Source organism: Pigmentiphaga sp. MLSB6-MA01 (assembly GCF_058793475.1).
In genome coordinates, this window is the sequence record NZ_JBXAFV010000006.1 from 85,224 (window position 1) to 110,931 (window position 25,708).

The 25,708-nt window shown below is 69.8% G+C and carries 22 protein-coding genes; 8 read left to right on the forward strand and 14 right to left on the reverse strand.

The window, feature by feature from the left end; all coding sequences use genetic code 11:
• The first annotated feature begins 245 nt into the window (after window positions 1-245).
• Window positions 246-713, forward strand: a complete 468-nt coding sequence (locus AC1Q6E_RS12040) for a MarR family winged helix-turn-helix transcriptional regulator (protein ID WP_492572808.1) — start codon at window positions 246-248, stop codon at window positions 711-713.
• A gap of 13 nt (window positions 714-726) precedes the next feature.
• Window positions 727-1,956 (forward strand): multidrug effflux MFS transporter, encoded by a 1,230-nt coding sequence (locus AC1Q6E_RS12045; RefSeq protein ID WP_296556877.1) that lies wholly within the window; start codon window positions 727-729, stop codon window positions 1,954-1,956.
• Here AC1Q6E_RS12045 and AC1Q6E_RS12050 read toward each other — a convergent pair.
• Window positions 1,935-2,528 carry a TetR/AcrR family transcriptional regulator gene (locus AC1Q6E_RS12050; protein WP_492572809.1) on the reverse strand — a complete coding sequence of 198 codons (594 nt, stop codon included), beginning with the start codon at window positions 2,526-2,528 and terminating at the stop codon, window positions 1,935-1,937. The genes AC1Q6E_RS12045 and AC1Q6E_RS12050 overlap by 22 nt on opposite strands.
• Window positions 2,529-2,592: 64 nt before the next feature.
• Here AC1Q6E_RS12050 and AC1Q6E_RS12055 point away from each other — a divergent pair, with 64 nt between their 5' ends.
• Window positions 2,593-4,059: a phytoene desaturase family protein gene (locus tag AC1Q6E_RS12055; RefSeq protein ID WP_492572810.1), complete on the forward strand. Its 1,467-nt coding sequence runs from the start codon at window positions 2,593-2,595 to the stop codon at window positions 4,057-4,059.
• Between the two features lie 17 nt (window positions 4,060-4,076).
• Here AC1Q6E_RS12055 and AC1Q6E_RS12060 read toward each other — a convergent pair whose 3' ends face one another.
• From AC1Q6E_RS12060 to AC1Q6E_RS12070, 3 genes are read right to left on the reverse strand one after another with little or no spacing between them, the layout of a single operon-like run.
• Window positions 4,077-4,772, reverse strand: coding sequence for a glutamine amidotransferase (locus AC1Q6E_RS12060; RefSeq protein ID WP_492572811.1), 696 nt, complete (start codon window positions 4,770-4,772; stop codon window positions 4,077-4,079).
• Window positions 4,773-4,795: 23 nt separating this feature from the next.
• Complete coding sequence (gene pdxK / locus AC1Q6E_RS12065) at window positions 4,796-5,650, reverse strand: pyridoxine/pyridoxal/pyridoxamine kinase (protein WP_296556873.1); 855 nt, start codon at window positions 5,648-5,650, stop codon at window positions 4,796-4,798.
• A complete protein-coding gene (locus AC1Q6E_RS12070) occupies window positions 5,647-6,474 on the reverse strand; it encodes a YggS family pyridoxal phosphate-dependent enzyme (protein ID WP_296554982.1) in 828 nt (275 codons plus the stop codon). Before AC1Q6E_RS12070 ends, pdxK begins: the two co-directional genes overlap by 4 nt.
• A gap of 68 nt (window positions 6,475-6,542) precedes the next feature.
• Between AC1Q6E_RS12070 and AC1Q6E_RS12075 the strand changes: the two genes are divergently transcribed.
• Window positions 6,543-7,115, forward strand: coding sequence for a TlpA disulfide reductase family protein (locus AC1Q6E_RS12075; protein ID WP_492572812.1), 573 nt, complete (start codon window positions 6,543-6,545; stop codon window positions 7,113-7,115).
• Here AC1Q6E_RS12075 and ptsJ read toward each other — a convergent pair.
• Together ptsJ and AC1Q6E_RS12085 are read right to left on the reverse strand one after the other, a co-directional pair.
• Window positions 7,112-8,404, reverse strand: a complete 1,293-nt coding sequence (ptsJ, locus tag AC1Q6E_RS12080) for a MocR-like B6 salvage transcription factor PtsJ (RefSeq protein WP_492572813.1) — start codon at window positions 8,402-8,404, stop codon at window positions 7,112-7,114. The two genes, AC1Q6E_RS12075 and ptsJ, sit on opposite strands and share 4 nt — an antisense overlap.
• A 6-nt stretch (window positions 8,405-8,410) precedes the next feature.
• Window positions 8,411-9,640, reverse strand: coding sequence for an MFS transporter (locus AC1Q6E_RS12085; RefSeq protein ID WP_492572814.1), 1,230 nt, complete (start codon window positions 9,638-9,640; stop codon window positions 8,411-8,413).
• Between the two features lie 92 nt (window positions 9,641-9,732).
• Between AC1Q6E_RS12085 and AC1Q6E_RS12090 the strand changes: the two genes are divergently transcribed.
• A complete protein-coding gene (locus tag AC1Q6E_RS12090; RefSeq protein WP_296554976.1) occupies window positions 9,733-10,182 on the forward strand; it encodes a winged helix-turn-helix transcriptional regulator in 450 nt (149 codons plus the stop codon).
• An 18-nt stretch (window positions 10,183-10,200) separates the two neighbouring features.
• On the opposite strand, the gene AC1Q6E_RS12095 is transcribed toward AC1Q6E_RS12090, so the two are convergent.
• On the reverse strand, window positions 10,201-11,061 hold the full coding sequence (locus AC1Q6E_RS12095) for a DMT family transporter (RefSeq protein WP_296554975.1): 861 nt from the start codon (window positions 11,059-11,061) through the stop codon (window positions 10,201-10,203).
• Between the two features lie 118 nt (window positions 11,062-11,179).
• On the opposite strand from AC1Q6E_RS12095, the gene AC1Q6E_RS12100 reads away from it, so the two are divergent.
• The 3 genes from AC1Q6E_RS12100 (at window position 11,180) to AC1Q6E_RS12110 (ending at window position 15,721) form a co-directional block, all read left to right on the forward strand.
• The gene (locus AC1Q6E_RS12100) at window positions 11,180-12,571 is read left to right on the forward strand and encodes an aminotransferase-like domain-containing protein (RefSeq protein ID WP_492572815.1); all 1,392 of its coding nucleotides are present in this window, start codon (window positions 11,180-11,182) and stop codon (window positions 12,569-12,571) included.
• Window positions 12,572-12,763: 192 nt separating this feature from the next.
• Window positions 12,764-12,934, forward strand: coding sequence for a hypothetical protein (locus AC1Q6E_RS12105; RefSeq protein ID WP_296554972.1), 171 nt, complete (start codon window positions 12,764-12,766; stop codon window positions 12,932-12,934).
• A 402-nt stretch (window positions 12,935-13,336) separates the two neighbouring features.
• Window positions 13,337-15,721, forward strand: coding sequence for an MAP7 domain-containing protein (locus tag AC1Q6E_RS12110; protein WP_492572816.1), 2,385 nt, complete (start codon window positions 13,337-13,339; stop codon window positions 15,719-15,721).
• 19 nt (window positions 15,722-15,740) lie between these two features.
• On the opposite strand, the gene AC1Q6E_RS12115 is transcribed toward AC1Q6E_RS12110, so the two are convergent.
• The 7 genes from AC1Q6E_RS12115 to AC1Q6E_RS12145 all read right to left on the reverse strand — a co-directional run bounded on the left by AC1Q6E_RS12115 (window position 15,741) and on the right by AC1Q6E_RS12145 (window position 25,670).
• Complete coding sequence (locus tag AC1Q6E_RS12115; RefSeq protein WP_492572817.1) at window positions 15,741-19,403, reverse strand: hydantoinase B/oxoprolinase family protein; 3,663 nt, start codon at window positions 19,401-19,403, stop codon at window positions 15,741-15,743.
• Window positions 19,400-19,948 (reverse strand): winged helix DNA-binding protein, encoded by a 549-nt coding sequence (locus AC1Q6E_RS12120; RefSeq protein ID WP_152797600.1) that lies wholly within the window; start codon window positions 19,946-19,948, stop codon window positions 19,400-19,402. Before AC1Q6E_RS12120 ends, AC1Q6E_RS12115 begins: the two co-directional genes overlap by 4 nt.
• Entirely contained in the window at window positions 19,938-20,309 is a 372-nt protein-coding gene (locus tag AC1Q6E_RS12125) for a 2Fe-2S iron-sulfur cluster-binding protein (RefSeq protein WP_296554968.1), read from the reverse strand. Before AC1Q6E_RS12125 ends, AC1Q6E_RS12120 begins: the two co-directional genes overlap by 11 nt.
• Window positions 20,306-22,021, reverse strand: coding sequence for an FAD-binding protein (locus tag AC1Q6E_RS12130; protein ID WP_296554967.1), 1,716 nt, complete (start codon window positions 22,019-22,021; stop codon window positions 20,306-20,308). Before AC1Q6E_RS12130 ends, AC1Q6E_RS12125 begins: the two co-directional genes overlap by 4 nt.
• A 2-nt stretch (window positions 22,022-22,023) precedes the next feature.
• A complete protein-coding gene (locus AC1Q6E_RS12135) occupies window positions 22,024-22,815 on the reverse strand; it encodes an ABC transporter ATP-binding protein (protein WP_152797603.1) in 792 nt (263 codons plus the stop codon).
• Entirely contained in the window at window positions 22,799-23,659 is an 861-nt protein-coding gene (locus AC1Q6E_RS12140) for an ABC transporter ATP-binding protein (protein WP_152797604.1), read from the reverse strand. Before AC1Q6E_RS12140 ends, AC1Q6E_RS12135 begins: the two co-directional genes overlap by 17 nt.
• 130 nt (window positions 23,660-23,789) lie before the next feature.
• Window positions 23,790-25,670 (reverse strand): ABC transporter permease, encoded by a 1,881-nt coding sequence (locus AC1Q6E_RS12145; protein ID WP_152797605.1) that lies wholly within the window; start codon window positions 25,668-25,670, stop codon window positions 23,790-23,792.
• Between the last annotated feature and the right edge of the window lie 38 nt (window positions 25,671-25,708).

A 25,708-nucleotide genomic window follows, 5' to 3' on the forward strand; every position in this document is an offset into this window, starting at 1 on the left:
AGGCAAGCCTGGGATGGGCTGATGCAGGTCTGTCCGCATGGCTTGGCGTTTTTCTTGCAGCTCGTGGCCTGGGCGGGGCCGGTCATGGCAAGCAGGGCGGCGAGGAGAAGCAGGATGCGCACGTCTCGGGTCTCCAGATGGACGGCGGGGGAGCGCAGGAGACTATAAGCCACGCCGCGAAGAAAGGGGGCGGCGGCCGTGGAGTTGGGTTGCATGCGAACTAATTGTTTGGGAAAATGGTTCGCATGCAACCTAACTCCATGCTCCCCTCCGGGAATGGCGACTACGTTCGGGCCCGCTTTGGCCGGCTGGTCGGTGCCGTCTATCGCAAGTGGCGCCGATTGGTCGACCAGCATTTCAAGGAGATGGGGCTCACCGACGCGACGCGGGCGCCATTGCTCGTCCTGTACGAATCGGGGGAAGCCGCCATGCGCCAGAAGGATCTGGCGGAGACCCTGTCGCTGGAGAAATCCTCGCTCGTCCGTGTCCTGTCCCAGTTGCGCGACATGGACCTGATCGAGTGGGAAGCGGCGGAAGACGACCGCCGCGCGAAGGCCATCCGCCTGACTTCCCACGGGCGCGCCCTGGCCGGGCGCATCGTGGCCAAGAGCCTGGAGATCGAAGCCAGTCTGTTGGACGACCTGACCGCGCAGGAGCTGCGCATCACCCGCCAGGCCCTGGAAAAGATCGCGCGCCGGTTCGACACGCTGTAGACGAAGGCTCTCGATGACCCGCGCGCATCCGCCCTTTGCCCCTTCCGTCCGGGCGCCCTTGTGGCTGCTGGTGCTGGTGACGCTCAGCGGCACGATGGCCATGCACATCTTCATGCCGGCCCTGCCGCTGGCGGGCGCCGACCTGGGCGCGAGTCCGGCCGGCATGCAGCAGACGATCACGCTGTATGTGGTGGGGCTGGCGTTCGGGCAACTGATCTACGGGCCGGTGTCGGATACCATCGGGCGCCGGCCCACGCTGCTGCTGGGCCTGGGCATCTACCTGGTGGCGAGCGTGTGCGCGCTGTTCGCGCCCACGCTGGAATGGCTGCTGGCCGCGCGCCTGGCGCAGGCGTTGGGCGGCGCGGCGGGCATCACGCTGGGACGGTCCATCGTCCGCGACATCTCCACGTCCGAGCGGGCCACCAAGGACCTGGCGCTTCTGAACCTGTTGACGCTGGTGGGGCCGGGGTTGTCGCCCATCCTGGGATCGTACCTGGCCGACAGTTTCGGCTGGCGTGCGATCTACGTCTTCCTGGTGTGCATGGCGACCGCGATGGTGCTGTGCGCCTGGCGGCTGTTGCCCGAGACCAACCCGGACCGCGCGCCGCTGGCCTTCGGCAAGATCGCGCGGGACTACGGCCAGCTGGCCGGCAACCGGCGGTTCCTGGGGTTCATGGTGGGCGGGGCCTGTTCCAGCACGGCGCTTTATCCCTATCTGGCCACGGCGCCCTACATCGTGCACGGGCAACTGGGCCTGCCCATCTCGCAGATCGGCTGGTTCGCGGCGATCACCATCGTGGGGGCCAGCCTGGGCTCGGCCACGACCCGGCGGCTGGTGGGGCGGTTGAACACGGAGCTGTTCCTCTACCTGGGCGCGGGGCTGAGCCTGGCCATGGCCGTGGTGTTCCTGGGCGTGCAGGCCATGGGCTGGCTGAACGTGCCGGTGCTGATCGCCATCACTTTCGTGCTGACCATGGGATGCGGCATGGCCAGTCCGGCGGGGCTGTCGCGCGCCTTGTCCTCGGCCCCGGGGCTGACGGGGTCGGCGGCGGGCCTGTACGGGTTCGGGCAGATGGCGGCCGGCGCGTTGGGCACCAAGCTCGTCGGCTATGGGGCGGATCCGGCCATCTCCTGCGCGGTGGTGCAGATCTTCCTGACGGTGGTGGCGCTGGGTGCCTTCAGGATCGCGGTCGGTGCACGGCGAAAGGACGGCGGCCAAGCTCAGGGTCGCGACGCGCCCTGAAGAAAGAAGTCGAAGGCGCGCGCGAACTCCCTGCGCAGCGAAGCCTTCGGGTCCTCGAGCCAGGCCATCAGGGCCGACAGATACAGGAAATGCAGGTAGTTGGCCAGGCGTCCCGGCGATTCGCCGTCGCGGATTTCCCCGGCCTGTTGCGCCGCGTGGATCAGCGCCGTGTACGCGGCGACCATGTCGGACGAGGCCTGCTCGCCCGACCCGTCGCGTACCTGCTGGAAGCGGAAGCGGATATAGGGCGCGGCGTACGGCCGATGTTCCTCCCACCACCGGGCCGAGGCGTCCAGGATCACCGCGACGCGGGATGCGAAGGCCTTGCGCTTCATGACCGCCTGCATCAGCGGCGCCAGGTCCCGGGCCAGGCGCGCGTGCATCCATTCGGCAAGCACCGCTTCCTTCACCGCGAAGTGGTTGTACAGCGTTCCTCGCACGACACCCGCCTCGACCGCGATCTGTTCCATCGTCACGGCCTCGTAGCCGTGGCGCTCGAACAGCTCGCCCGCCACCGTCGCGATGTGGTGGCGCGTGCGCTGGCGCTTGGAGGGAAGGGCGGCCTGGGTCATGAAGGAATTATACAGTGTAGAATTTTGTACATTGTCTAATTTTGACGGGCAAGGAGGCAGTGCCATGGGAACGTCGATACGGTCGGCGGTGGTCGTCGGCGCGGGCTTGTCGGGCCTGGCGGCCAGCGTGGCGCTGGCCCGGCGGGGCATCGATGTCGTGCTGGCCGAAGCCGGCGAGGCGGTCGGGGGCTGCTGCTCCACCGTTGGCGAACAAGGGTTCACCTTCAACAACGGCGCCGTGTACGTGGCGGTTCCTTCGTTGTTGAGATCGGGTTTCGCGCGGTTGGGCATGGATCTGGACCGGGAGGTCGAACTGGTCGCCATCGCGCGTCCGCATGCGACGCACCTGGATGATGGCACGGTGGTGCGCCTGGCCGGCGTGGAGGATTCCCTGGTCGAGGGCGACGAGGCGCGGACGGCCGTGCTGCGGGACGGTCTGGGCGAATTGCGGCGCCGCTGGGCGCCGATCTATCGCACGCTGGTGCAGGAGGTGCTGCCGTTCGAGCCGGCCCTGGCCAGGACGCTGGGGCGGCTGTGGCGCTACCTGCCCACGCTGTCGGGGCGGGCCGATCGCCTCATCGCCGGGCATTTCCCGGATGCCGGGCTGCAGGCCGCCGTCGCGTCCACCCTGCTGTATACGGGCATGGGTCCGGAACGGCTTCCCGCCACGCAGATCATCGGGCTGATGGCCCTGCTGGAAGAGGGCTTCCACCTTCCCCGGGGCGGGATGGGGGCCATCAGCCAGGCGCTGTACCGCGCGGCGGAGCGCCAGGGCGTGCGCATCCTGTGCGGCCGGCCGGTCGAGCGCATCGCCGTGGCTGGCGGCGTGGCGCGCGGCGTAACGCTTGCGGAGGGGGAGCGCATCCAGGCCGATTGTGTGATCGCCGCCTGCTCGGGCTTCGACGTGGTCAATCGCCTGCTGCCCGCCGAGGCGGTTTCCCGGACACTGGCGCGGCGAGCACGCCGTGCTCCGCTGTCCCATCGCGCGATATCGATCCAGCTGGGAGGCGCCGTCGCCGCCGGGCCGGACGCGTTCATCGTCAACCACGTGCCGCCGATGCGCGAGCAGGGGCGGCTGCATGTGTCGTCGCCGGATGCGCCGCGCTGGCTGGCGTACACCTGCCCCACGCTGGTCCTGCCGGATCTGGCGCCGCCGGGACGGTCCATCCTGGAGTTGTACGCGCCCGCCACCGGCATTGCCTCGGCCCACGAGTGGACGCCCGACATGACCCGGTCGACCGTGGACCGCTATCTGGAGGCCATGCGGCGGTGCGTGCCGGGGCTGGAGATCGACGCGGTCCGCGTGCTGGATCCGCGGGACTTCGCCCGCCAGCGGCATTTGTACGAGGGGGCGCTGTATGGCGTGGCGCCCGGTGCGTCGCCGGACCGCTTCTTCGCGCATCGCACGCCGCTGCGCGGCCTGTATCTGGCCGGGCAGACCACGTTTCCCGGCTATGGCGTGCCGTCCGCGATTCTGTCGGGTATCCAGGCGGCCGAGGCCGCCACGGGCGGCGGGGCGGCGCGGACCTGAGACGGCGGCGCCGGAGGTCAGCAGCCGTCCAGCCAGTCGCCGATGACCACGCGCGCCACGCGTTCGAGCGCGGCGCCGTGGCGCGCCGCATCGCGCCGGATGGCGGCGACGTCGATCCGGTGCGTCGCCAGTTCGCAGGCATGACCGATCAGCCAGCGTTCGATGTGCGTAGCCTGGGCTTCCAGGTGGAATTGCAGGCCCAGCTGGCGCGGTCCCAGGGAGAAGGCCTGGTTGGGGAAGCCGGGCGTCTGCGCCAGTCGCGCGGCGCCCGGCGGGATGTCGAACTGGTCGCCGTGCCAGTGCAGCACCGGCACCTGCCCGATGCCGCGCAGCACCGAGTGCTGCCCTGCGTCGGTCAGGGCAAGGGGCGCATGGCCGATCTCGACCCGCCCGGTGGGCCTGACGTCCGCCCCCAGCGCCTTGGCCATCAATTGCGCGCCCAGGCAGATGCCCAGGGTCGGCCGGTCCTGCTTCAGCCGTTCGGCAATGGCCGCCAGTTCCGCTTCAAGGAAAGGATAGCGGTCCGTCTCGTAGACGCCGATCGGGCCGCCCAGGATCACGACCAGGTCGGCGGCGGCCAGCGGGCCGGGATCGATCGCGTCGACGCCGGCTTCCAGGTAGCGCACGCCGTAGCCTCGCTCGGCCAGCAGCGGGGCCAGCGTGCCCAGGTCTTCGAAGGCGACGTGGCGGACAACCAGGGCTTGACGGTCCATCTTCGGGGACTCCGGTTCGGCGTTCAGGGATGGGGTGGCAGCAGCAGTTCGGCGCAATGGGCGCGCTGCGTTTCCCGCAGCGCGGACAGGACGTCATCGGCGGACCGCCGCGCCGCCGTTTCGATGGTCGCGCCATCCAGCAGGTGCGCGGCCAGTGAAGCGGTGAAAAGATCCCCGGTGCCCTTGGGAGTCAGCGCCAGCCGGGGATGGACGATGGTTGCCGTGTCGGCGCGGGTCACGACCAGGATCTTCATGTCGTCCGGGGCCCAGGTCGCGGGCGCCGCGCTGGTGACGACCACCCATTCGGTGTTGCCCGTCAGCAGCTTGCGGGCGGCACGGATGGTGTCGTCGATGCCGTCCACCGGCAGGCCGGTCAGTTGCGCGAGTTCGAAGCCGTTGGGCGTCAGTCCGCGGGCCTGGCCGACGAGGTGGTCGCGGTAGGCGGCCACCAGCGAGGGGTCGACGTAGATGCCGTGGTCGTGGTCGCCGATGACCGGATCGACGATCAGCATGAGATCCGGATGGTCCGGCCGTATCCTGTCCAGCCAGGGGCCGAGCGCCCGGGCCTGCGCGGCGTTGCCCAGGAAGCCCACGACCACGGCCCGCAGCCGGCGCAGCGCGTCGCGGGCCAGCAGGTCGTCCAGGTAACCCTGGAACCAGTCCAGCGGGAGGGCGCCGCCGTGCATCGTGGGGTAGTGGGGCGTATTGCTCAGCACCACGGTCGGCACGGCGGCGACGTGCAGGCCGGCACGGCACAGCCGGGGCACCGCGATCGAATTGCCGACGTGGCCGTAGACGACCTGGGACATGATGGAAACCACGTCCAGGGGAAGCGGGCCGGGGGCGTTTTCCACGGAAGGGGTGGGTGGCGTGTTCATGGCGTCGGCTCCGGGCCGGCGCCGGTGGGCCAGTAGTAGGCGTCCGGCGTGCTGCGCGCGCCGAAGATGGCCTGCCCGACGCGGACCACGGTGGCGCCTTCCTCGATGGCGATCTCGTAGTCGCCCGACATGCCCATCGACAGCTCATCCAGGCCGATGCCATCCGGCGCGTCCTGCCGCAGGCGGTCGCGCAGCGTGCGCAGCAGCACGAAGCACTGCCTGACCCGTTCTGCTTCGGCGGAGAACAGGGCCAGCGTCATCAGGCCGCGCACGCGCAGGGCGGAAAAGGCGGGCATCGCGCGCAGGAAATCCTCGACGTCGTCCGGATGCAGGCCGTACTTGCTGGCCTCGCCCGAGGTGTTGACCTGCACGAACACGTCCAGCGCGCGGCCCTCGGCTTGCAGCCGGCGGTCCAGCGCCTCGGCCACCCGCAGGCTGTCCAGCGCCTGGAACTCGGCGGCGAAGCGCGCCACCAGCCTGGCCTTGTTGGTCTGCAGGTGGCCGATGATGGACCACTTCAGATCGGCCAGGTCGGACATCGCTTCCCACTTGCGGGCCGCTTCCTGCAGCTTGTTCTCGCCCAGGAAGCGGCAGCCGGCGTCATAGGCCAGCCGGATGCGCGCTTCGTCCACGGTCTTGCTGACCGGCAGCAGCCGCACGCCGGCCGGGGCGCGGCCGGCGCGCCGGCATGCCGCGCCGATGCGCTCGTGCACCGCGGCCAGGTTGCGGCGGAAATCGTCGACCGAGGTGGCCTGGGGCCAGCGGCCATGCTGGTCGTGCTGGGTGGGGGTGTCGGCCTGGGGGGCTTCGCTTTCGGCGCTCATGTCCGGCTCATCGGTTTTGTCCTATGCCAAAAGAGTATCATGTTCGGGAACGACTACAGGAGTCCGACATGTCCCGACCCAAGGTGCATACCGTGGAAGCGCCGCCCTTGCAGGTGGACGAGTGGCTCAATGCCTCCGCTCCCGTCGATCTGGCCGGCTTGCGGGGCAAGGTGGTGCTGCTGTACGCCTTCCAGATGCTGTGTCCCGCCTGCCTGGCGCATGGCCTGCCGCAGGCCGAGCGCGTGCACCGCATGTTCCGCGAGGACGACGTGGCCGTGATCGGCCTGCATACGGTGTTCGAGCACCATGACGTGACGGGCCCGGCCGCGCTGCGCGCCTTCACGCAGGAATATCGCTGGAGTTTCCCCATCGGGGTCGACCGTCCCGCGCCGGATGGGAACATTCCGATGACGATGCGGGACTATGCCCTGGGCGGTACGCCCAGCCTGGTGCTGCTGGATCGCCGGGGACACATCCGCCTGCACCATCTGGGCAGCATCGATGACCTGGCGCTGGGCTCGGCCATCGGCCGCCTGCTGGAAGAGGGCGCGGCGCGGGACGGCGGCGAGGCCGGTCCGCCCGCGAACGGACCGTCGGGTACGGGATGCGGCCCGGATGCCTGCGCGGCGCCGGCGTCCTAGCCGAGGCAGTGCCGCAGGTCCGCGGCGATCCGCCGGCACTGCGCCGGCTCGATTTCGGAAAGTGTGATGCGCAGCCCGGGCACGGCCTCGTGCACGCCGAAGGCCTGTCCGTGGCGGACCAGCCAGCCCCGCCGCGACAGCGCCAGGGCGACCGCCTGATCGTCGGAGGCCAGCGGCACCCATAGATTGAGTCCGTCCCCGCCCGCCAGGCAGGCGATGCCGTGTTCCCCAAGCGCATCTTCCAGGCGCTTTCTGCGCAAGGCGTAGTCTTTACGGGCGCGCGTCATCAGCCGCGCGGCCTCAGGGGTGCCCAGTGTGTTCTCCGCCATGTCCTGCAGCAGGTGGCTGACCCAGTTCGTGCCCGATGCCAGGCGCAGGCGCAATTGGCGGGAGGTTGCTTCGTCGCTTGCCACCAGCGCCATCCGGATGTCGGGCCCCAGGGCCTTGGTGAGCGAGCGTACCAGCGCCCAGCGCCGGGTGCCCGCCGGCAGCACCGAATGGTAGGCGGCGTTCGACAGCAGCGCGAAATGGTCGTCCAGGATCACGACGACGTGAGGGTGCTTCGCCAGCACGCGCGACAGGGCCCGCGCCCGCCGCGCGCTCAGGTTGCAGCCGGTGGGGTTGTGCGCCCTGGGCGTCAGGATGACCGCCCGGGCGCCCTTGGCCAGCGCGGCATCCAGGGCCTGGGCTTGCATGCCCTCGGCATCGACCGGCACGCCGGCCGCCTGCAGGCCGGCCACGCGCAGCAGGTTGATGCTGCTCAGGAAGCAGGGGTTCTCCACGGCGACCTTGTCGCCCGGGACCAGCAGGGCGCCGAGCAGGCGTTCGATGGCATCGACCGCGCCATGGGCCAGGTCGACCTCGAACGGGGCCGGGCAGTCCGGAGTGAACCAGGCGCGGGCGTGGGCCTCCAGCCCGGCGTTGATCAATGGTTCGCCGTAGAGCCGGGGCCGGTAGGGCATGGCGCGCAGCGCGGCGGCCAGGTCCGGCAGCCAGGCCGGGTTGGGGTTGCCGCTGGCCAGGTCCACCAGCGGCGAGTCGGGCAGCGCGCCTTCCTGTTCGCCGGGGCCCTGGCCGCGTATGGTCGTCCCGCGCCGTCCCTGCGCGGTGGCGATGCCCGCCGCCACCAGGCGCTTGTAGGCGGCGGCCACGGTATTGCGGTTGACGTCCAGTCGCGCCGCCAGCTCGCGCACGGGCGGCAGGCCCTGGCCGGGCAGGATCTGCTGGGACTGGACCTGCGCGCGAACGCTGTCGAAGATCTCGGCCGCGCTCTTTCCTCGTATTCTCATGTCGTCCTAGGACAATGTCGGTGTGCTAGTTTGGCACGTTGCCGCCGCCGGCGTCGCGCGCAGGGTGGCCGCCCAGAACAGCAGCGCGAGCGCGCCGATGCCCGCGCCCATGAGGCAGACGCCGCTCCAGCCCGCGCGGGCATAGACCATGGTCGAGATCGACGACCCGGCCGCGCTGCCGATGGAGTAGAACACCATGTAGGCGGCGGTCAGGCGATTTTGCGCTTCCGGCCGCACGCGATAGATCATGCCCTGGTTGGTGACGTGCGCCGCCTGCAGGCCGAAGTCGATCACCAGTACGCCCAGGACCAGCCACAGGATGGAATGGGGCAGCATGGAGATCGGCAGCCACGCGGCCAGCATCAGCGCGAGCGCGATACCGGTCGTGCGCTGGCCATGCCCACGATCGGCCCAGCGGCCGGCCCGGGCCGCGCCCAGCGCGCCGGCGGCGCCGGCCAGCCCGAACAGGCCGACCTCCGTGTGGGACAGCGAAAAGGGCGGCGCGGCGAGCGGCAGCACCATGGGCGCGAGCAGCGTCGTGATGTCGGCGAAGATCAGCATCGCGAGGACGGCGCGGATGCGCAAGACCGGTTCTTGCAGGAGTAGCGTGAACACCGAGGCGATCAGGCGCGGGTACGAGATCCGGGGGCCCGTCCGCGGTTGGCGGGGCAGGGCCTTGTAAAGCAATCCCGAGATCACCAGGGTCAGCGCGGCCGACACCAGGTAGACCGTCCGCCATCCCGACAGGTCGGTCAAGAGGCCGGCGGCGGTTCGCGCCAGCAGGATGCCGAGCACGATGCCGCTGGTGACCGTGCCCGCGACCTGGCCTCGCTCCGACGGCCGGGCCAGGGTGGCGGCATAGGCGACCAGCGCCTGTGTGACGACCGCGAGCAGGCCCACCGCCGCCATGGACGCGAGCAGCATGGCCGCCGTCGACGAAAACCCCGCGCATGCCAGGGCCAGCACGGAAAGCAGCGACTGTCCCACGATGAGCTTGCGGCGATCGAGCAGGTCTCCCAGCGGTACCAGCAGGACCAGGCCCAGTCCGTAGCCGAGTTGCGTCGCCCCCACGATGAGGCCGGCCGCCGCGTGGGAAAGACCGAGGTCGTCCGCCATGACGTCCAGCAAGGGATGGGCGAAATAGGCGTTGGCGACCGCGAGACCGCTCGCGGCCGCGAAGAGCAGCGTGACAGGACGCGTGAGCGGCGATGGTGCCGCGTTTCCTGTGGAACTCATGACAAGACTCCTTTTTGGTTTCATTACGCAACCATTTTGGAGGATAAGGGTTTTGGTTTTATGATGCAACTTAATATCGATGGAGCGCGGCCATGGTTGGACGAAAAAGCCTGAAGGGGGACTACTGCCCCAGCGCCCGGTCGCTGGACGTGATCGGCGACTGGTGGTCGCTGTTGATCGTGCGCGACGCGTTCGATGGCCTGACGCGTTTCGGCGAGTTCCAGAAAAGCCTGGGCATCGCGAAGAACATCCTGACCGAGCGCCTGCGCACCCTGGTGTCGCGCGGCATCCTGGAGGCCGTCCCGGTGGGCGACAGCGGCGCGCGGCTGGAGTACCGCCTGACGGCCATGGGCCGGGACCTGTTCCCGGTGATGGTCGCCCTGCGCCAGTTCGGCGAGCGGCATCTGTTCAAGCCGGGCGAGGCGCATTCGGAACTGGTCGACCGCGAGACCGGCCTGCCGGTCCGGCTCGATATCCGTGCCCCCGACGGGAGGTCGGTGGGCCCGGACGACACGGTGCTGCTCAGGGTGCCGGAGGAATAGGGCGAGATACCGGGTTGTTCACGCGAACCGCCTGGCGCCCGCCACGCATCCCACCGCGCCCAGCGTCGCGGCCAGCATGGTGCCGCTGATGGGCTCGTGCAGGAACATCGCGGCCAGCCCCAGGGCCAGGAAGGGTTGCAGCAACTGCAATTGCCCGACCGCCGCGATGCCGCCCTGCGCCAGGCCCCGGTACCAGAACACGAAGCCGATCAACATGCTGAACAGCGACACATAGGCCAGGCCGAACCAGGCCGGCGCGCCGACGTTGCCGAACGACGCGGGGCGAGCGAGCAGCGCCATCGGCAGCATGACGGGCAGGGACAGGACCAGCGCCCAGCAGATGACCTGCCAGCCTCCCAGGCGGCGGGAGAGCCGCGCGCCTTCGGCGTAGCCCAGGCCGCACACGACGATGGCGGCGAGCATCAGCAGATCGCCCCGCGTCGACGCCGCGATGCCGCCCAGGGCGGCGTGTCCGGCCACGAATACGCTGCCCAGCAGCGAGAACAGCCAGAACGCCGGGCGGGGACGTTCTCCGGCCCGGAGCACGCCGAAGGCCGCCGTGCACAGCGGCAGCAGTCCCAGGAAAACGATCGAGTGCGCGGACGAGACGTGTTGCAGCGCCAGCGCGGTCAACAGCGGAAAACCCACCACGACGCCCAGGGCGACCACGGCCAGCGCCGGCAGGTCCGGCAGCGCGGGGCGGCGTTCACCGAAGGCAAGCAGCAGTATTCCGCCCAGCAGGGCGGCGATGGTGGCCCGCGCGCCGGTCAGGAACATCGGATCCAGGTCCATGACCGCGACCCGCGTCGCCGGCAACGAGCCGGCGAAAATCACCACGCCTATCAATCCGTTGATCCATCCGTTCGTCGTCTTGTCCATGGGCCACCTGTTTCCGTGCTTGCCAGTAGAGCATGGGAAGGTTCCCAAGCCCAGATACGGTCCAGTACAATTAAAGATAACTGTTATGGATATATGGCCGATACAGTCGGAGATTGCGATGAAGGGACAGGGCACGCGGATCGACGCCGTGATGGAAACGATCCGGTCGGGTATTGCCTCCCGCGCCTACCCGCCGGGGACGCGGTTGCCATCGGTGCGCGCGCAGGCCCAGGTCATGCGACTGTCGGTCTCGACCGTGGTCGAGGCATACGAACGGCTGGCGGCGGAAGGCGCCGTCCGGTCCCGGCCGGGTTCGGGGTTCTACGTGTCCGGTCCGGCGGCGCCCCTGGCATTGTCGGAGATCGGTCCGAAGCTCGACCGGGAAGTCGATCCGCTATGGATATCGCGCCAGTCGCTGGAGACCGGCGACGCCGTGCTCAAGCCCGGCTGCGGCTGGCTGCCGCCCGCCTGGATGTACGAGGACGGCATGCGCCGGGCGCTGCGGGCCATGGCGCGCGCCAACGCGCCCGTGCTGGCGGACTACGGCACGCCGCTGGGACTGCCGCCGCTGCGCCAGCTGCTTGCCCGCCGGATGGCCGCCACCGGCATCGAGGCCGCGCCCGAGCAGATCATGCTGACCGATTCGGGCACGCAGGCCATTGACCTCATCTGCCGTTTCTTGCTGGAGCCGGGCGATACCGTATTGGTCGACGATCCGTGCTACTTCAATTTCCACGCCCTGCTCAAGGCGCACCGGGCGAAGGCGGTGGGCGTCCCCTATACCCCGAACGGGCCGGACGTCGCGGCTTTCGAGGTTGCGCTGCGGGAGCATGCGCCCCGGCTCTACATCACCAATTCCGCCATCCACAATCCCACGGGCGCGACGCTGTCGCCCGTGACGGCGCACCGGCTGCTGAAACTGATAGACGGCACGGGAATGGTCATCGTCGAAGACGACATCTTCGCCGACTTCGAGGCCGCGCCCGCTCCGCGTCTGGCGGCCTTCGACGGCCTCGACCGCGTGATCCATATCGGCAGTTTTTCCAAGACAGTCTCGGCTTCGCTGCGCTGCGGCTACGTGGCCGCGCGCCCGGACTGGATCGACAGCCTGGTCGACCTGAAGATCGCCACGACCTTCGGCAACGGACAACTGGCGGCGTGCGTCCTGCTGGCTGCGCTGACGCACAGCGGTTATCGCAGGCACATGGAGGAAGTCCGGCACCGGCTGGCCGAGGCGATGGACAAGACCCTCGCGCGGCTGCGGGCCATCGGCATCCAGCCCTGGCTCGTGCCGGCCGCGGGCATGTTCGTCTGGTGCCGCCTGCCCGATGGTGTCGATGCCGCCGACATCGCGCGTTCGTGCCTGAAGGAGGGCGTGGTGCTGGCCCCGGGCAATGCGTTCAGCCAATCGCGCAGCGCGTCGGGCTTCCTGCGGTTCAACGTCTCGCAGTCCGGTGACGGCAGGATCTTCCAGGTGCTGTCGCGCGCGCTGGCGGCGCGCGGCGCCTAGCCACGCCCCCGGCGGGAAGCTTTCGTCAAGCGGGCGTATCTCCGGGACAGCGCACTAGTCGGGCCGGCGCGGGTGTCCATCCAGTTCATGGCCGAGAGTTGTTGTCATGAATCGGCTGTTCGCATAATTGCGAATAAGGGGAGGATGCGGTAACGTATTTAGTAATTGGAATCACTTGCCAGTATTGTTTTCATGAGCTATCGCAGCGAAACAGAAAGGCCGGCATTCAAGCGCTTTCTGCGTGTCCTCGTCGCTTTCGTGGCGGTGTGTTTCCTGAACGCCGCCATTCTCCGGGTCGCCTGCCACGCGGGCGGAGTGCCGGAATCCCGGCTGCTGTCCAGCTTTGCCGTGGGGTGCCTGTAAAGGCAGGAACGTCGTGCCGCCGTGCTGTCCCACGGCGTGATCATCGGGCCGAATTGCGTTTTCTTCTTTTGCGCTCGACGCTGTACACCACCAGCAGCGCACAGGCCAACCAGATCAGCAGAACTTCCAGAAGCATGGTGTCCATCCCACGTCGGAGTTGAGGCGAATGCTCCTTGATGATAGTGGGTGCTTCCACTTCCTGCCAATTGATTAAATGAAATGTGGCAATAGGGTGTCTTTATGGCCCGCTTTCGCCTCGTGGCGCATGGACAAGGCCGGGATGGGCACTCGCCGCGGGTGTCACCCATTTGAGTGATGTGATGGTTTCGGCACAACGATATTCTGGAGCATGGGCTGTTTTCACCCGAGCTTCCGATTTATCCGCCTGCCTGATTCGACATCATGGATTTCTTGCCTTACCCCCGTTCTCGCATGTTGCGTGGCATGGCCGCGTTGGCCGCCACGGGCTGCCTGTCGCCGGTCCTGGCCGCCGATTCCGGCGCGCTGTTCCGCCAGTTGGGCCAGATGGTCGAGCAGACCGGCCGGATCATCGCCGAGGATCGGCGCCGCCAGGAAGAGCAGGACCAGCGCGCCGCCGAGCAGGCCCGCCGCGAGCGCGAGCAGCAGGCGCAGCGGGGACGCGAGGCCGCGGCCCGGCAGCACCAGCAGCAGGAAACGGCCCGGCGGGAACAGGAGCAGGCCCTGCAGGCGCTGGCGCCGCCGCCCGAGTACCAGGGCCGCATCGTGATCCACAAGCGCCTGCTCGGCATGCAGGAAACCGGCAACGCCCGGCCCGATTTCGACATTACCGCGCGCAGTACCGCCAATATCTCCCCGGATGGCGCCTGGCTGGCCTTCGACGCGACGGACGGGCAGATCATGTTGCGCGATACGGCTTCAGGCAGGGACCGGGTGCTGCCGACCCGGCTGCCGCGCGGCGAGTCCTCCCGCACGCTGTCCTTCGTCGGCAACGAGGCGCTGTTGATCAGCGACCTGAAGAATGGTTCCGAGCTGGTCGACCTGCAAGGCAATCCGCTGCGCACGCTGCCGCCGGCCGGATATTTCCCATGGCCGAGGGAGGTGGGCGGGCGCTATGTCGTCGAACACCTGCGGCTGACCGAATTCGACAAGGGGCGGCGCTGCCTTGGCGTCAGTTACTACGACGCCCGGGGAGGCGAGCTGGGCGGGGTGTCGGTGGATGAGGCCGACGCCTGCGCCGCCCGCATCGACGACCAGGGCCGGCAGGAGTTCCTGGCGCAGAAAGATGGCGTGGTCAGCTATTTCGTCAATGGCGCCAAGGCCGGCGAATTCCGCGGGGACGACCGGCGGCCGTCGGACAAGTACAAGCGCCTCGACTATCGATGGATAGGCAACACGCCCTATGCGTACTCCGAGATGGGGGACTGGGACAACCCGTCGCATCGGCTGCGGGTATGGGACGTGGCCCAGGGGAAGGTGTTGTGCGAGCTGCCTGGCCAGGTCACAGGGATACCGTATGCCGACAAGAAGGGCAATATCGTGACCGCCCAGCCGCCCGCGAGGGTCAATCTGCCCGACTGTTCGATGGCGCGCGTCAGCAACGGCAACGAGCGGCTCCTGGCGTGGGGGGCGAACGCCTATCTGCACGACGAGCAGACGGGAAAGGTCGACGTCATCGGGACCTCGACGTGGCAACGCCGCGCCACGTTGCAGACGCTGCATCGCAAGTCGCCGCAGGATAGTTCGTTCGCCGGCTCGTTCCAGGAGCTGCCGGGACATCCTGACCTGGTACTGGTGACGTCGTATGCGACCTCGTCCCCGATACCGGCGCAGCTTTTCGATACGAAGACCGGCCAGTTGCTGCGTACCCTGCCGGCGGGCAGGTTCCAGGCCGGATACATCATCCAGCAGGATCTGCTGACCGGCCCGTCGTACAACTGGCGCACGCGTCTCTGGCGCTTTGCCTACGATGACGACGCGGGCAAGCCGGCCGCGGCGTTCCTGGCCGCCTTGAAGAAGGACAAGTTCGAGACCTCGGCCGAGTACCAGAAGCGGCTGGCAACGCTGGCGCTGCCGCATGCGATGAAGGTCTCGCTGCAGGACTACGACGCGGACCGGGGCATGTTCATCGGCACCTGGCGCAACGTGCCGGTCACGGTGCCGCTGCCGCCGGCGCAGGCCCGGCAGTTCGCGGACGCGAAGGACATGAGCGTGACGGGCGAGCTTCGCGTGATCGACGAGGATTACCTGGAGCTGCGCAATGTCAGCGTGACCACGCCGGCCGGGCAGGCCGTGAAGCTGGTGCTGCCCGACGGTCCCGCGCCCAGGGTGCCGCCCAGGCCGCAGGCGGCGGGCCCGCGCGAAGGTGGCGCGGCGCAGGCAGGCGCGGGGGCGGCGACGGCGCGGGCTTCCTCCGGCCAGGGCGGGCGCTGCACAGGGACGATGGCGCATCTTGCGCCGCAACTGCGGTCCTACACCAATCCCCTCCTGGCCGAGGTCCGCAAGGAGGCCTTGCAGACGGACGTCGCCTCGACGCTGGCCAAGGTGAAGGCCGGCGGAGGCAGTGCCGAGGTGCTGCGCCAGCAGGCCGGGCAGGCCGACCAGGCGGCGCGCGATTCGGCCACCACCGCCAACCAGAGCGACGGCGGCGGCAACAGCATCGCCAAGGCCGACAGCGGCACCTTGCCCTTGGACTGGCCGTGCGAGGGAATCCACTCGTCGGCCGTCTGCAACTACATCATGATGCGTTGGCAGGCGTTGTTGACGCGGGAGATCGCCAGCCTGTACGCCACCTGTCAGGGGGGATGAGGCCGGCAGGGATCGATCATCAGGCTTCCCCGTAGCCCCCGCCGCCCGGCGTCTCGATCTCGACCCGGTCGCCCGCCTGCAATTCCGCGCGATCCGCGTGGTCCAGCGGTTCGATGCGTCCGTCGGCGCGCAGCACCCGGGCCAATCCCGGCGCGCCGGGCCCGCCGCCGCGCAGTCCGAAGGCGGGATGGTGCCAGCCGTTGGCCAGCAGCGAAACCGTCATCGGTTCCATGAAGCGCAGCGTGCGCACGCCGCCGTCGCCCCCGCGCCACCGGCCGTCGCCGCCCGAGCCGTGGCGGATCTCGTAGCGTTCCAGCCGCACCGGGAAACGCAGCTCCAGCACCTCCGGGTCCGTCAGCCGGGAATTGGTCATGTGGGTCTGCACCACCGACGTGCCGTCAAAACCGCCGGCCAGGTTGCCGGCTTCGTCGAAGCGGCCGCCGGCGCCCGAGCCGCCCGAGATGGTTTCGTAATACTGGTGGCGGGCGTTGCCGAAGGTCAGGTTGTTCATGGTGGGCTGGCTGCTGGCCATGATGCCCAGCGCGCCGTACAGCGCATTGGTGACGCAGGTGGAGGTCTCGACGTTGCCGGCCACGACGGCGGCCGGGTAGCGCGGGTTCAGCATCGAGCTTTCCGGGACCACGATGGTGAGCGGTTTCAGGCCGCCCGCGTTCATGGGGATGTCCTCGTCCAGCAGCGTGCGGAACACGTACAGCACGGCGGCCGAAGTGACGGCGCGCGGGGCGTTGAAGTTGTTGGGCAACTGCTTTGACGTGCCGGTGAAGTCCAGCGTGGCGCTGCGGGTGGCATGGTCCACGGTGACCGCCACGCGCACCTGCGCGCCGTTGTCCAGCGACACCGCATAGCGTCCGTCACGCAGGCGGCTGATGGCGCGGCGCACCGATTCCTCGGCGTTGTCCTGGACGTGGCCCATGTACGCTTGCACGACGGCCAGGCCGAAGTAGCGCACCATGGCCATGAGTTCCTCGCGGCCTTTTTCGTTGGCGGCCACCTGGGCGCGCAGGTCGGCGATGTTCTGGTCGATGTTGCGCGCGGGATGCCGCGCGCCGGCCAGCAACTGCCGCATCTCGGCCTCGCGCAAGTGGCCGTCGCGCACCAGCAGGAAGCTGGTGATGAGCACGCCTTCGTCGTCGATGGTGCGCGAGTCGGGCGGCATGGAGCCCGGCGTCAGGCCGCCGATGTCGGCGTGGTGGCCGCGCGAGCCTACGTAGAACAATACACGGGTGCCGGCTTCGTCGAAGATGGGGGTGATGACCGTGACGTCCGGCAGGTGGGTGCCGCCGGCGTAGGGGTCGTTGAGCACGTAGGCGTCGCCGGGCCGCAGCGTGCCCTGGGTGCTGTCGATGACGGCCTGGACGCTGGCGCCCATGGATCCCAGGTGGACCGGGATGTGGGGGGCGTTGGCGACGAGGTCGCCTTGCGCGTCGAAGATCGCGCAAGAGAAATCCAGGCGTTCCTTGATGTTGACCGAGTGCGCGGTGTTCTGCAGGCGCCAGCCCATCTGCTCGGCGATGGACATGAACAGGTTGTTGAAGATCTCCAGCATGACCGGATCCGCCTGCGTGCCGACGGCGCGGCGCTGCGGCCGGGGCACGGCGCGTTCGAGCACGATGTCGCCGCTTGCGGTCGCGGTGGCCCGCCAGCCGGGATCGACCACGGTGGTCGCGTTGGCGTCGGTGATGATGGCCGGACCGGGGATGACGTCGCCGGCCCGCAGGTCGGCGGCGGCATAGAGCGGGCTGTCCTGCCACGCACCGGCCGCGTGGATGGGGGCGCTGTCGCGGGCCCGGAGGGACGTGCCGGCCTCGCGCGCGGGGCGATCGAACCATGCGGCGCGCGCATCCCGGGGACCTTCGGCGGAGGTGGCTTCCGCCACCACGGCGTCGATCACCAGCGCACGGCCGGGCATGAGGAAGGCGAAGCGCTGGCGATAGGCGCGCTCGAACTCCGCCAGCATGGCCGGGGTCTCGCCCAGCGGGACCGGCAGCGCGGTGTCGGTTCCTTCGTAGCGCAGGTAGGCGCGTTCGGCGATGCGTATGCCGGCCGCGTCGCAACCCTGGGCCAGGAGCTCGCCGCTGGCCGCGCCGCCCAGCTCGTCCAGTACCCGGCGCGCTTCGGCCCGTCCGTCGGCGTCGAAGCGGCGTTCCACCGAGCGTTCCCGCACGGCGGTCGCGACGGCCAGGCCCATGCCGTAGGCCGACAGCACGCCGGCCAGCGGATGGATCAGCACGCGCGGCATGGCCAGCGCGTCCGCGACGGCGCAGGCATGCTGGCCGCCGGCGCCGCCGAAAGTGGTCAGGGTGTAGCGGGTGATGTCGTAGCCCCGCTGCACGGAAATCAGCTTGATCGCGTTGGCCATGTTGGTGACCGCGATTTCGAGGAAGCCGTGGGCCAGTTCTTCGGGCGTGGTGGCGCGGCCGGTGCCGCGCCCGACTTCGCGGGCCAGCTCGGCGAAGCGCGCGCGGACCACGTCGGCGTCCAGGGGCTGGTTGCCGTCCGGGCCGAACACCGCGGGAAAGTGGGTCGGCTGGATCCGGCCCAGCATGACGTTGGCGTCGGTGACGGTCAGCGGGCCGCCGCGCCGGTAGCAGGCCGGGCCGGGGTCGGCGCCGGCCGATTCGGGGCCCACGCGCAGCCGCGTGCCGTCGAAGCGCAGGATGGAGCCGCCGCCGGCGGCCACCGTGTGGATGCTCATCATGGGCGCGCGCAAACGCACGCCCGCCACCAGCGTATCGAAGGTGCGTTCGTACTCGCCGGCGTAGTGGGACACGTCGGTCGAGGTGCCGCCCATGTCGAAGCCGATGACCCGGTCGAAGCCGGCGGCGGCCGACACGCCGGCCATGCCGACGATGCCGCCGGCGGGGCCGGACAGGACGGAGTCCTTGCCCTGGAAGGCGCGGGCGTCGGTCAGGCCGCCGCTCGATTGCATGAACTGCAGGCGCACGCCGGGCAGGGCGGACGAGACGCGGTCCACGTAGCGGCGCAGCACGGGCGACAGGTAGGCATCGACCACGGTGGTATCGCCGCGCGCGACGAAGCGGATCAGCGGCGAGACGGCATGCGAGGCGGAGACCTGCGCATAGCCCAGCTCGCGCGCGATCTCGGCCAGCCGCAGCTCGTGCGCCGGGTTGCGGTAGCCATGCATGAGCGCGATGGCGATGGACTGGTAGCCCTGAGCCCGGCCTCCGGCGAGGGCCGTCCAGGCCTGCGCCTCGTCCAGTTCCGCGACGACGGCACCGTCCGCCGCCAGGCGTTCGTCGATCTCGGCCACCCGGCTGGCGAGCTGCTCGGGCAGCACGATCTCGCGGTCGAACAGGCGTGGCCGGTTCTGGTAGGCGATGCGCAAGGCGTCGCGGAAGCCCCGCGTGACGGCCAGCAGCACGCGCTCGCCCTTGCGTTCGAGCAGGGCGTTGGTGGCGACCGTGGTGCCCATGCGCACGACCTCGATGCGATCGGCGGGCACCGGTTCGCCCGGAGCCAGCTCCAGCAGGCGGCGTATGCCTTCGACGGCGGCGTCGTCGTAGCGCCCGGGGTTCTCGGACAGCAGCTTGGCGGTCGCCAGCGTACCGTCGGGACGGCGCCCGATCACGTCGGTGAAGGTGCCGCCGCGGTCTATCCAGAATTCCCAGCGGGCGTGGTCGGAGGGAGAGGTCGTATTCATAGCGATGAGGCCGCGCGAGCGGCCTGGTCATAAAGGCCCGACAGCATGCGCAGGCGCCGGGCCACATCGGACAGCGAGGCGCCATCGGCCAGTTCGCCTTCGACGCTGGCGAGCAGGCAGCGGCCCCGGACGGCGCGGAAGCGGTCGATCAGCGCCGCGCCTTCGGCCGTGGTGGCGTAGAACACTTCCTTGCCGAGCTTCTCGCCGCGCACCAGGCCCAGGCCGGCCAGTTTTTTGAGCGAATAGTTGATGACGTGCGTATCTTCGTAGTTGAGGGTGAAGCAGATGTCGGCCAGCTTCTTGCCGCGCTCGCGGTGATGGACGTGGTGCAGCACCAGCACGTCCGTGACCGCGAGATCGGTCACGCCGGCGGCCGCCATGCAGCGCACCACCCATCGGCTGAACGCGTTGTGGGCGATGATGAGCCCGAACTCGAGTTCGGAAAGCTCCGCGTGCGGGCCGGTGGCCAGGTGCGCCGACGACAGGATACGCAGGCGTTCGCCGGGGCCGTCGGATGCCTCGTCGTGCCGGGCGTCATTCGTCATCGTCGTCGCCCTCGATGACGAACAGGCGTTCCTTGGGAGGGGCGATCTCGGTCACGAGATCGCGCACCAGCGGCTTGTTGGGCAGGGGTTCGACCGTGTGCGAGCTACCCGGCTCCAGCCTGGCCAGACAGGCGTACACGACCTTGCCGTCCAGGCGCATCATGCATTCCTTGCAGGCGTTGGCGTTGATGCAGGCATAGCGGAAGGCCAGCGTGTCGTCCTGGTGCGCGCGCACCCAGCGCAGCGCGTCCAGCAGCGAGGCGGCCGCCTGGGGCGGCACGTCGTACTCGACGACGCGGGGCTCGGTATCGGCGCCGGCGCGCCGGATCTTCAGGCGGATGGAGTCGTTGGGCGATGTCATGCGATGTCCTCCTGCGCGGCCTCGAGGCGCTGAACGGGCTGGCGGGCCAGCGTCCATTGGCCGTCGCGCCAGGCGATGGTCTGGTTCAGCGTCCAGGCGTCTTCCTGCCCGGGATGGTCTTCGCGCTGGTGGGCGCCGCGGCTCTCGCGCCGCGCCAGCGCGCAGCGCGTCACCGCTTCGGCCACCAGCAGCATGTTGCGCAGGTCCAGCGTGTCCAGCCGCACGGGATCCTGCGGACCGCCGCCCGGCAGGTCGTCGCCGGCCCGGGTCCGCAGCGCGTCCAGTTCGCTCAGCGCGCGCAGTAGTCCTTCCTCGGTGCGGAAAGGGCCGACGTGGGTTTGCATCAGCGCCTGCAATTCCTCGATCAGCGATGCGGCATTGCGCCCGTCCGGTTCGCCGTGGCTCGGCGCGAGCCGCTGCAGCCAGGGGCGGGCCAGGGCCTCGAGTGCTTCCAGCGGCGGCGGTTCCGGGCAGTCGGCGGCGGCGACGCGTCCGGCCCGCAGCCCGAAGGCGATGGCCTCGGTGATGGCGTTGCCCGACAGCCGGTTGGCGCCGTTGGCGCCGCCCACGGCCTCGCCCGCGGCATACAGGCCGGGCACGTCGGTGGCGAGGTCGGTGTCCACCCGGATTCCGCCCATGTGATAGTGGGCGATGGGCGCCACTTCTATCATCTGCTTCGTCAGGTCGATGCCCGCCTTGGCCAGCTTGTTGATGATGGGGCCGAACGCCGCGCGCAGCGTGTCTTCCGGCACGTGGCGGAAACTCAGCCACGCGCCGCCGGCCGGCGTGCCGCGGCCGGCCTCGACTTCCTTCAGGATGGCGTAGGTCGCGGCGTCGCGGGTGGTGGTGTAGCCCTGGCCTTCGGCCGCGTTGCCGTAGCGCTCGACGAATTCCTCGCCCTGGTTGTTCAGCAGTTTGCCGCCCAGCTTGTAGCGGAAGGGGTCCCACATGATGGGGTCGAAGCCGACCAGGCGCGGTGCCAGGTGGCCGATGGGGAAGAACTGCACGAACTCCATGTCGATCAGCCGTGCGCCCGCGCGCAGGGCCAGCGCGAAGCCGTCGCCGCCCATGTTGAGCGAGGCGCTGTTGCGGCGGTAGAGCCGGGTCAGGCCGCCCGTGGCGATGATGGTGGCCGCGGCGCGTATCAGGACCGGGTCGCCGGTGCCCAGGTGCAGCGCCACCGCGCCGACGACGCGGCCGTCCTGGCGCAGCAGCTCCACCACCAGCAGGTCGCCCACGCGCCGCACGCCCGCCTCGCGCGCGGCCTGCGCGCGCAGGGTCTTGGCCACGGCCGGACCGGTGTTCAGGTAGTCCACGTAGACGCAGCGCGGCCGGTCGTGGCCGGGGGCGCGGGTCTGCGCCATCCGCTCGCCGTCGCGGGCCCAGCCCACGCCCCAGCGGTCGAGCAGGCGGATCGCGTCCACGCCTTCCTCGCACAGCAGCCGTGCCAGCGGTTCGCTGCACAGGCCGCGGCCCGCCGCCAGCGTGTCGCGCAGGTGGTGTTGCCAATGGTCGGGCCCCTGCTCGCCCAGGGCGGCGGCCACGGTCATCTGCGCCATGATGGTGGCGCCGCCGCGCCCGATCAGGCTGCGGTCGGCCAGCAGCGCGCGCTTGCCGGCCCGCGAGACGGCGATCGCCGCGCTCAGGCCGGCGCCGCCGGCGCCTATCACCAGTACGTCGGTGTCCAGCGTGTGCAGGGTGGGATGGGACATGTTCATTCTCCGTCGGGGACCGGTGCCCCCTCCAATTCTCGGACCGGGGCCTCGGCGCCCAGGTAGGCGCGCCGCACGGCGGGGTCCGCCGCGAGGTCGGCGGCCCGGCCTTGCAATACCACGTGGCCGTGCTGAAGCACATAGGCGCGGTCGGCCAGTTCCAGCGCGATGCGGGCGTTCTGTTCGACCAGCAGGATGGTCTGGCCGGATTCCTTCCAGCGGAACAGCACTTCGTAGACGGCATCGACGAACTTGGGCGACAGGCCCATCGACGGTTCATCGATGCAGACCAGCCGCCCCCGCCGCAGCCACGCGCGGCCCAGCGCCAGCATCTGCTGTTCGCCTCCCGACAGCGTGCCGGCCAACTGGCCGCGGCGCTCGGCCAGGCGGGGGAAGGCCCGGAACACCTCATCGAGGTCGCCGGCCAGGGCGGCCTTGTCGTGGCGCCGGGGGTAGGCGCCCAGCAGCAGGTTCTCGCGCACCGTCATGTCCGGGAAGACGCGGCGTCCCTCGGGTACGCTGGCCACGCCCAGATCGATGACCTCGGCGGGCGCCAGGCCCTGGATCTCGCGCCCGTCCAGCAGGACGCGGCCGCGGGACGGGCGGGCCAGGCCCAGCACCGATTTGAGCGTCGTGGACTTGCCCGAGGCATTGCCGCCCAGCACGGAGACCACTTCTCCGGCCTGGACGTGAAGACTGATTCCGAACAAGGCCTGGACGGCGCCGTAGTGCACGTCGACCGCGTCCAGCCGCAGCAGGGGGGAAGAGGGGGGCAGCTCAGCCAAGATGGGCATCCGAATTGACCGGCCGCTTGCGCGCGCGGCCGAGGTAGGCTTCGACGACTTCGGGATGGTCCAGCGCTTCGGCCGGTGTGCCGGTGGCCAGTACCCGTCCCTGGTTGAGGACGATGGCGTGGTCGGCGATGCGGCGGACCAGCGACAGTTTGTGTTCGACGACCAGGATGCCGAGCTGCGGCTGCTCCGCGCGCAGCGCGAGCAGCAGGTCGGTGAGTTCCGCGGTCTCGCTGGGGTTCATGCCGGCCGCGGGCTCGTCGAACAGCACGAAGCGCGGCCGGGCCGCCAGTACGCGCGCCAGTTCCAGGCGCCGCCGGTTCGCGTAGGACAGGCTGTAGGCCGGCTGGTCGCGCCGCGGCCAGAGCCGGTCGCCGAAGCGTTGCAGGGCCGCGCGGGCGCGCTCCCGCGCCTCGGCACGGCGGCGGCGCCAGGCGGGCAGGTCGAACAGTTCGCCGGCGATCTCGGTCAGCGGATCGACCAGCCGCGCGGATCCCGTCCGGCCCAGCAATCCGGCCTGGGTGCCCAGCATCACGCTGTCCCAGACGCTCAGCGCGGGGAAGACCCGCGAGGTCTGGAAGCTGCGGCCCAGGCCCAGCCGGGCGATGCGCTCGGGGGCCAATCCGTCGATGCGGCGGCCGTCCAGGAAGACATGCCCCGAAGAAGGCTTCTCGACCCCGCTCAGCAACTGGATCAGGGTCGACTTGCCGGCGCCGTTGGGGCCCACCAGCGCCACGGTCTGGCCCGGGCCGACGGTGAAGCTGACGTCGTCCACCGCCTTGACGCCGCGGAAATGGCGGCTCAGGCGCTCCACCCGCAGTCCTCGTTGTTCATCGCGAGTCGTCATATCAGTCGTTCATGGCAAAGAGGAGTCCGTTGCGACGCGTGTTTCGATCGAGGGCACAGCGGATCCGGCTTTGCCGGTCCGCCAGTGCCGCCCCCTTGAGGGGGCGCGCGTAGCGCGTAGGGGGTGGGTTTCATCTTGCTCCGAGGAGGCCATGCGGGCGCAGGCGCAGCATGATCAGCAGCGCCAGTCCGTAGGCCACCATGCGCCATTCGGCGAAGGGCCGCAGCAGTTCCGGCAGCAGGGTCAGCGCGAAGCCGGCCAGCGCCGCGCCGGTCAGGTTGCCCAGGCCGCCCAGCACCGCGATGGTCAGCAGCAGGATGGAGGCGCTGACGGTGAAGCTCTCGGGGCTGACCACGCTCTGCACATAGGCGAACAGTCCGCCCGCGAGGCCCGCCAGCAGGCCGGAACAGGCGAAGCCCACGAGCAGGTAGCGGCGCACCGGCAGTCCGGCGGTGTGCGCGGCCAGCCTGTCCTCGCGTATGCCGCGCCAGGCCCGGCCCACGCCGGAGTCCAGCAGGCGCTGCGCCAGGAACAGCGCGAGTCCGGCCACGGCCGCCACCAGCCAGAACTTGCCGGCCAGGCTGGTGAGCGACTGCCCGCCCAGCAGTGCCAGCCTGGGGGCGGGAATGCCGATGAAGCCCATGGGGCCGCGCGTGACATCCAGCCAGCTCATGAAGACCAGATAGCCGATCTGCCCGACGGCCAGCGTGCCCAGCGCCGCCGTATGGCCGCTGAGCTTGAGCAAGGGCAGGGCGGCCACCACCGCCACACAGGCGGTGGCCAGCGCGGCGCCGACCAGGGCCGCCTCCGCCGGCCAGCCGAGATTGCGGGCCAGCAGGCCCACCGCGTAGGCGCCCACGCCATAGAAGGCCGCGTGGCCGATGGACAGCACGCCCAGCGCGCCGGAGACCAGCGTGACGCTGGCCACCAGCAGGGCGAAGATCATGGCGTAGACCACCGCCTGGAGAAAGTAGGCGTTTTGTGTGAGCGCGGGCAGCAGCGCCAGTACGGCGGCCGCCGCCAGGAAGCCCCAGGGGGGAAGCTCCCAGGCGCGCACGGCGCCGCGCTGGCTGGACGACGAAGCCAGCACGCTGGTGGTCGGCATGGCGCCCGCCGCGCCGCTGGCGCCGCCCAGCGCGTCCAGGCGCCGGTCGCCCAGGAGGCCGTGCGGCCGGAAGACCAGGAAGACCAATACCAGAGAGAACGCCACCAGGTCGCGCGACCCTTCCCCGATGTAGGCGCTGGCCAGCGTCTCCACCACGCCCAGCAGCAGGCCGCCCAGCACCGCCCCCGGCGTGCTGGTCAGGCCGCCCAGCAGCGCCGCCGCGAAACCCTTCAGGCCGAAGGGCAGCCCCATCTGCGGGAACACGCTCTTGAAATAAAGCGCGACCAGCACGCCGCTCAGGGCGCCCAGCGCGCCGGCCAGGGCGAAGGCCAGTTGCCGCACGCTGCCGGTGCGCACGCCCAGTTGCGCCGCGGCGTCGCGATCCTGCGCGGTGGCGCGCAGCGCGCGGCCCCACCACGAGCGCGACAGGAACAGCGTCAGGGCCAGCGTGGCCAGCGCGCCGAAGCCGAAGATCAGCAGGTCGGTGCTGGTGAGGTAGGCATTGCCGAAGTAATACGTGGCTTCGTCGAACGACACCGGGAAGGACTGGCTCTCGGGCGACCAGATGATCTCGGCCAGTTGTTCGAGGATGAGGCTGATCGCCAGGGTGGACAGCACGGGGGCGATATAGGGCGCGTTCTCCAGGGGCCGCAGCGCCACCCGTTCGAGCAGCATGCCGAGCAGCGCGACGATGAGCACCGAACCGGTGGCCGCCACGGGCAGCGGCAGTTGCAGCAGGGCCACGCCGGTGAAGGCGATGAAGGCGCCCAGCATGAACAGCGCGCCCTGCGCGAAATTGATGAGATTGGAAACGCCGAACACCAGCGAGAAGCCGAGCGCGATCAGCGCATAGACCTGGCCGATGGCCAGGCCGTTCAAGATCTGGCTGGCGAATAATTCGAGCATGGGAGTGAGTGCGGTTGCCGGAAAAGGTTGCGCCGGCC

Bases quoted from the DNA above. Each gene is read 5' to 3' on its own strand.
- AC1Q6E_RS12040 (WP_492572808.1), top strand. From the start codon at position 246: ATGCAACCTAACTCCATGCTCCCCTCCGGGAATGGCGACTACGTTCGG.
- AC1Q6E_RS12060 (WP_492572811.1), bottom strand. From the start codon at position 4,772: ATGGACCGTCAAGCCCTGGTTGTCCGCCACGTCGCCTTCGAAGACCTG.
- pdxK (WP_296556873.1), bottom strand. From the start codon at position 5,650: ATGAACACGCCACCCACCCCTTCCGTGGAAAACGCCCCCGGCCCGCTT.
- AC1Q6E_RS12130 (WP_296554967.1), bottom strand. From the start codon at position 22,021: ATGTCCCATCCCACCCTGCACACGCTGGACACCGACGTACTGGTGATA.
- AC1Q6E_RS12105 (WP_296554972.1), top strand. From the start codon at position 12,764: ATGAGCTATCGCAGCGAAACAGAAAGGCCGGCATTCAAGCGCTTTCTG.
- AC1Q6E_RS12055 (WP_492572810.1), top strand. From the start codon at position 2,593: ATGGGAACGTCGATACGGTCGGCGGTGGTCGTCGGCGCGGGCTTGTCG.
- ptsJ (WP_492572813.1), bottom strand. From the start codon at position 8,404: ATGAGAATACGAGGAAAGAGCGCGGCCGAGATCTTCGACAGCGTTCGC.
- AC1Q6E_RS12135 (WP_152797603.1), bottom strand. From the start codon at position 22,815: ATGCCCATCTTGGCTGAGCTGCCCCCCTCTTCCCCCCTGCTGCGGCTG.
- AC1Q6E_RS12110 (WP_492572816.1), top strand. From the start codon at position 13,337: ATGGATTTCTTGCCTTACCCCCGTTCTCGCATGTTGCGTGGCATGGCC.
- AC1Q6E_RS12050 (WP_492572809.1), bottom strand. From the start codon at position 2,528: ATGACCCAGGCCGCCCTTCCCTCCAAGCGCCAGCGCACGCGCCACCAC.
- AC1Q6E_RS12045 (WP_296556877.1), top strand. From the start codon at position 727: ATGACCCGCGCGCATCCGCCCTTTGCCCCTTCCGTCCGGGCGCCCTTG.
- AC1Q6E_RS12140 (WP_152797604.1), bottom strand. From the start codon at position 23,659: ATGACGACTCGCGATGAACAACGAGGACTGCGGGTGGAGCGCCTGAGC.
- AC1Q6E_RS12090 (WP_296554976.1), top strand. From the start codon at position 9,733: ATGGTTGGACGAAAAAGCCTGAAGGGGGACTACTGCCCCAGCGCCCGG.
- AC1Q6E_RS12115 (WP_492572817.1), bottom strand. From the start codon at position 19,403: ATGAATACGACCTCTCCCTCCGACCACGCCCGCTGGGAATTCTGGATA.
- AC1Q6E_RS12125 (WP_296554968.1), bottom strand. From the start codon at position 20,309: ATGACATCGCCCAACGACTCCATCCGCCTGAAGATCCGGCGCGCCGGC.
- AC1Q6E_RS12100 (WP_492572815.1), top strand. From the start codon at position 11,180: ATGAAGGGACAGGGCACGCGGATCGACGCCGTGATGGAAACGATCCGG.
- AC1Q6E_RS12085 (WP_492572814.1), bottom strand. From the start codon at position 9,640: ATGAGTTCCACAGGAAACGCGGCACCATCGCCGCTCACGCGTCCTGTC.
- AC1Q6E_RS12070 (WP_296554982.1), bottom strand. From the start codon at position 6,474: ATGAGCGCCGAAAGCGAAGCCCCCCAGGCCGACACCCCCACCCAGCAC.
- AC1Q6E_RS12095 (WP_296554975.1), bottom strand. From the start codon at position 11,061: ATGGACAAGACGACGAACGGATGGATCAACGGATTGATAGGCGTGGTG.
- AC1Q6E_RS12120 (WP_152797600.1), bottom strand. From the start codon at position 19,948: ATGACGAATGACGCCCGGCACGACGAGGCATCCGACGGCCCCGGCGAA.
- AC1Q6E_RS12075 (WP_492572812.1), top strand. From the start codon at position 6,543: ATGTCCCGACCCAAGGTGCATACCGTGGAAGCGCCGCCCTTGCAGGTG.
- AC1Q6E_RS12145 (WP_152797605.1), bottom strand. From the start codon at position 25,670: ATGCTCGAATTATTCGCCAGCCAGATCTTGAACGGCCTGGCCATCGGC.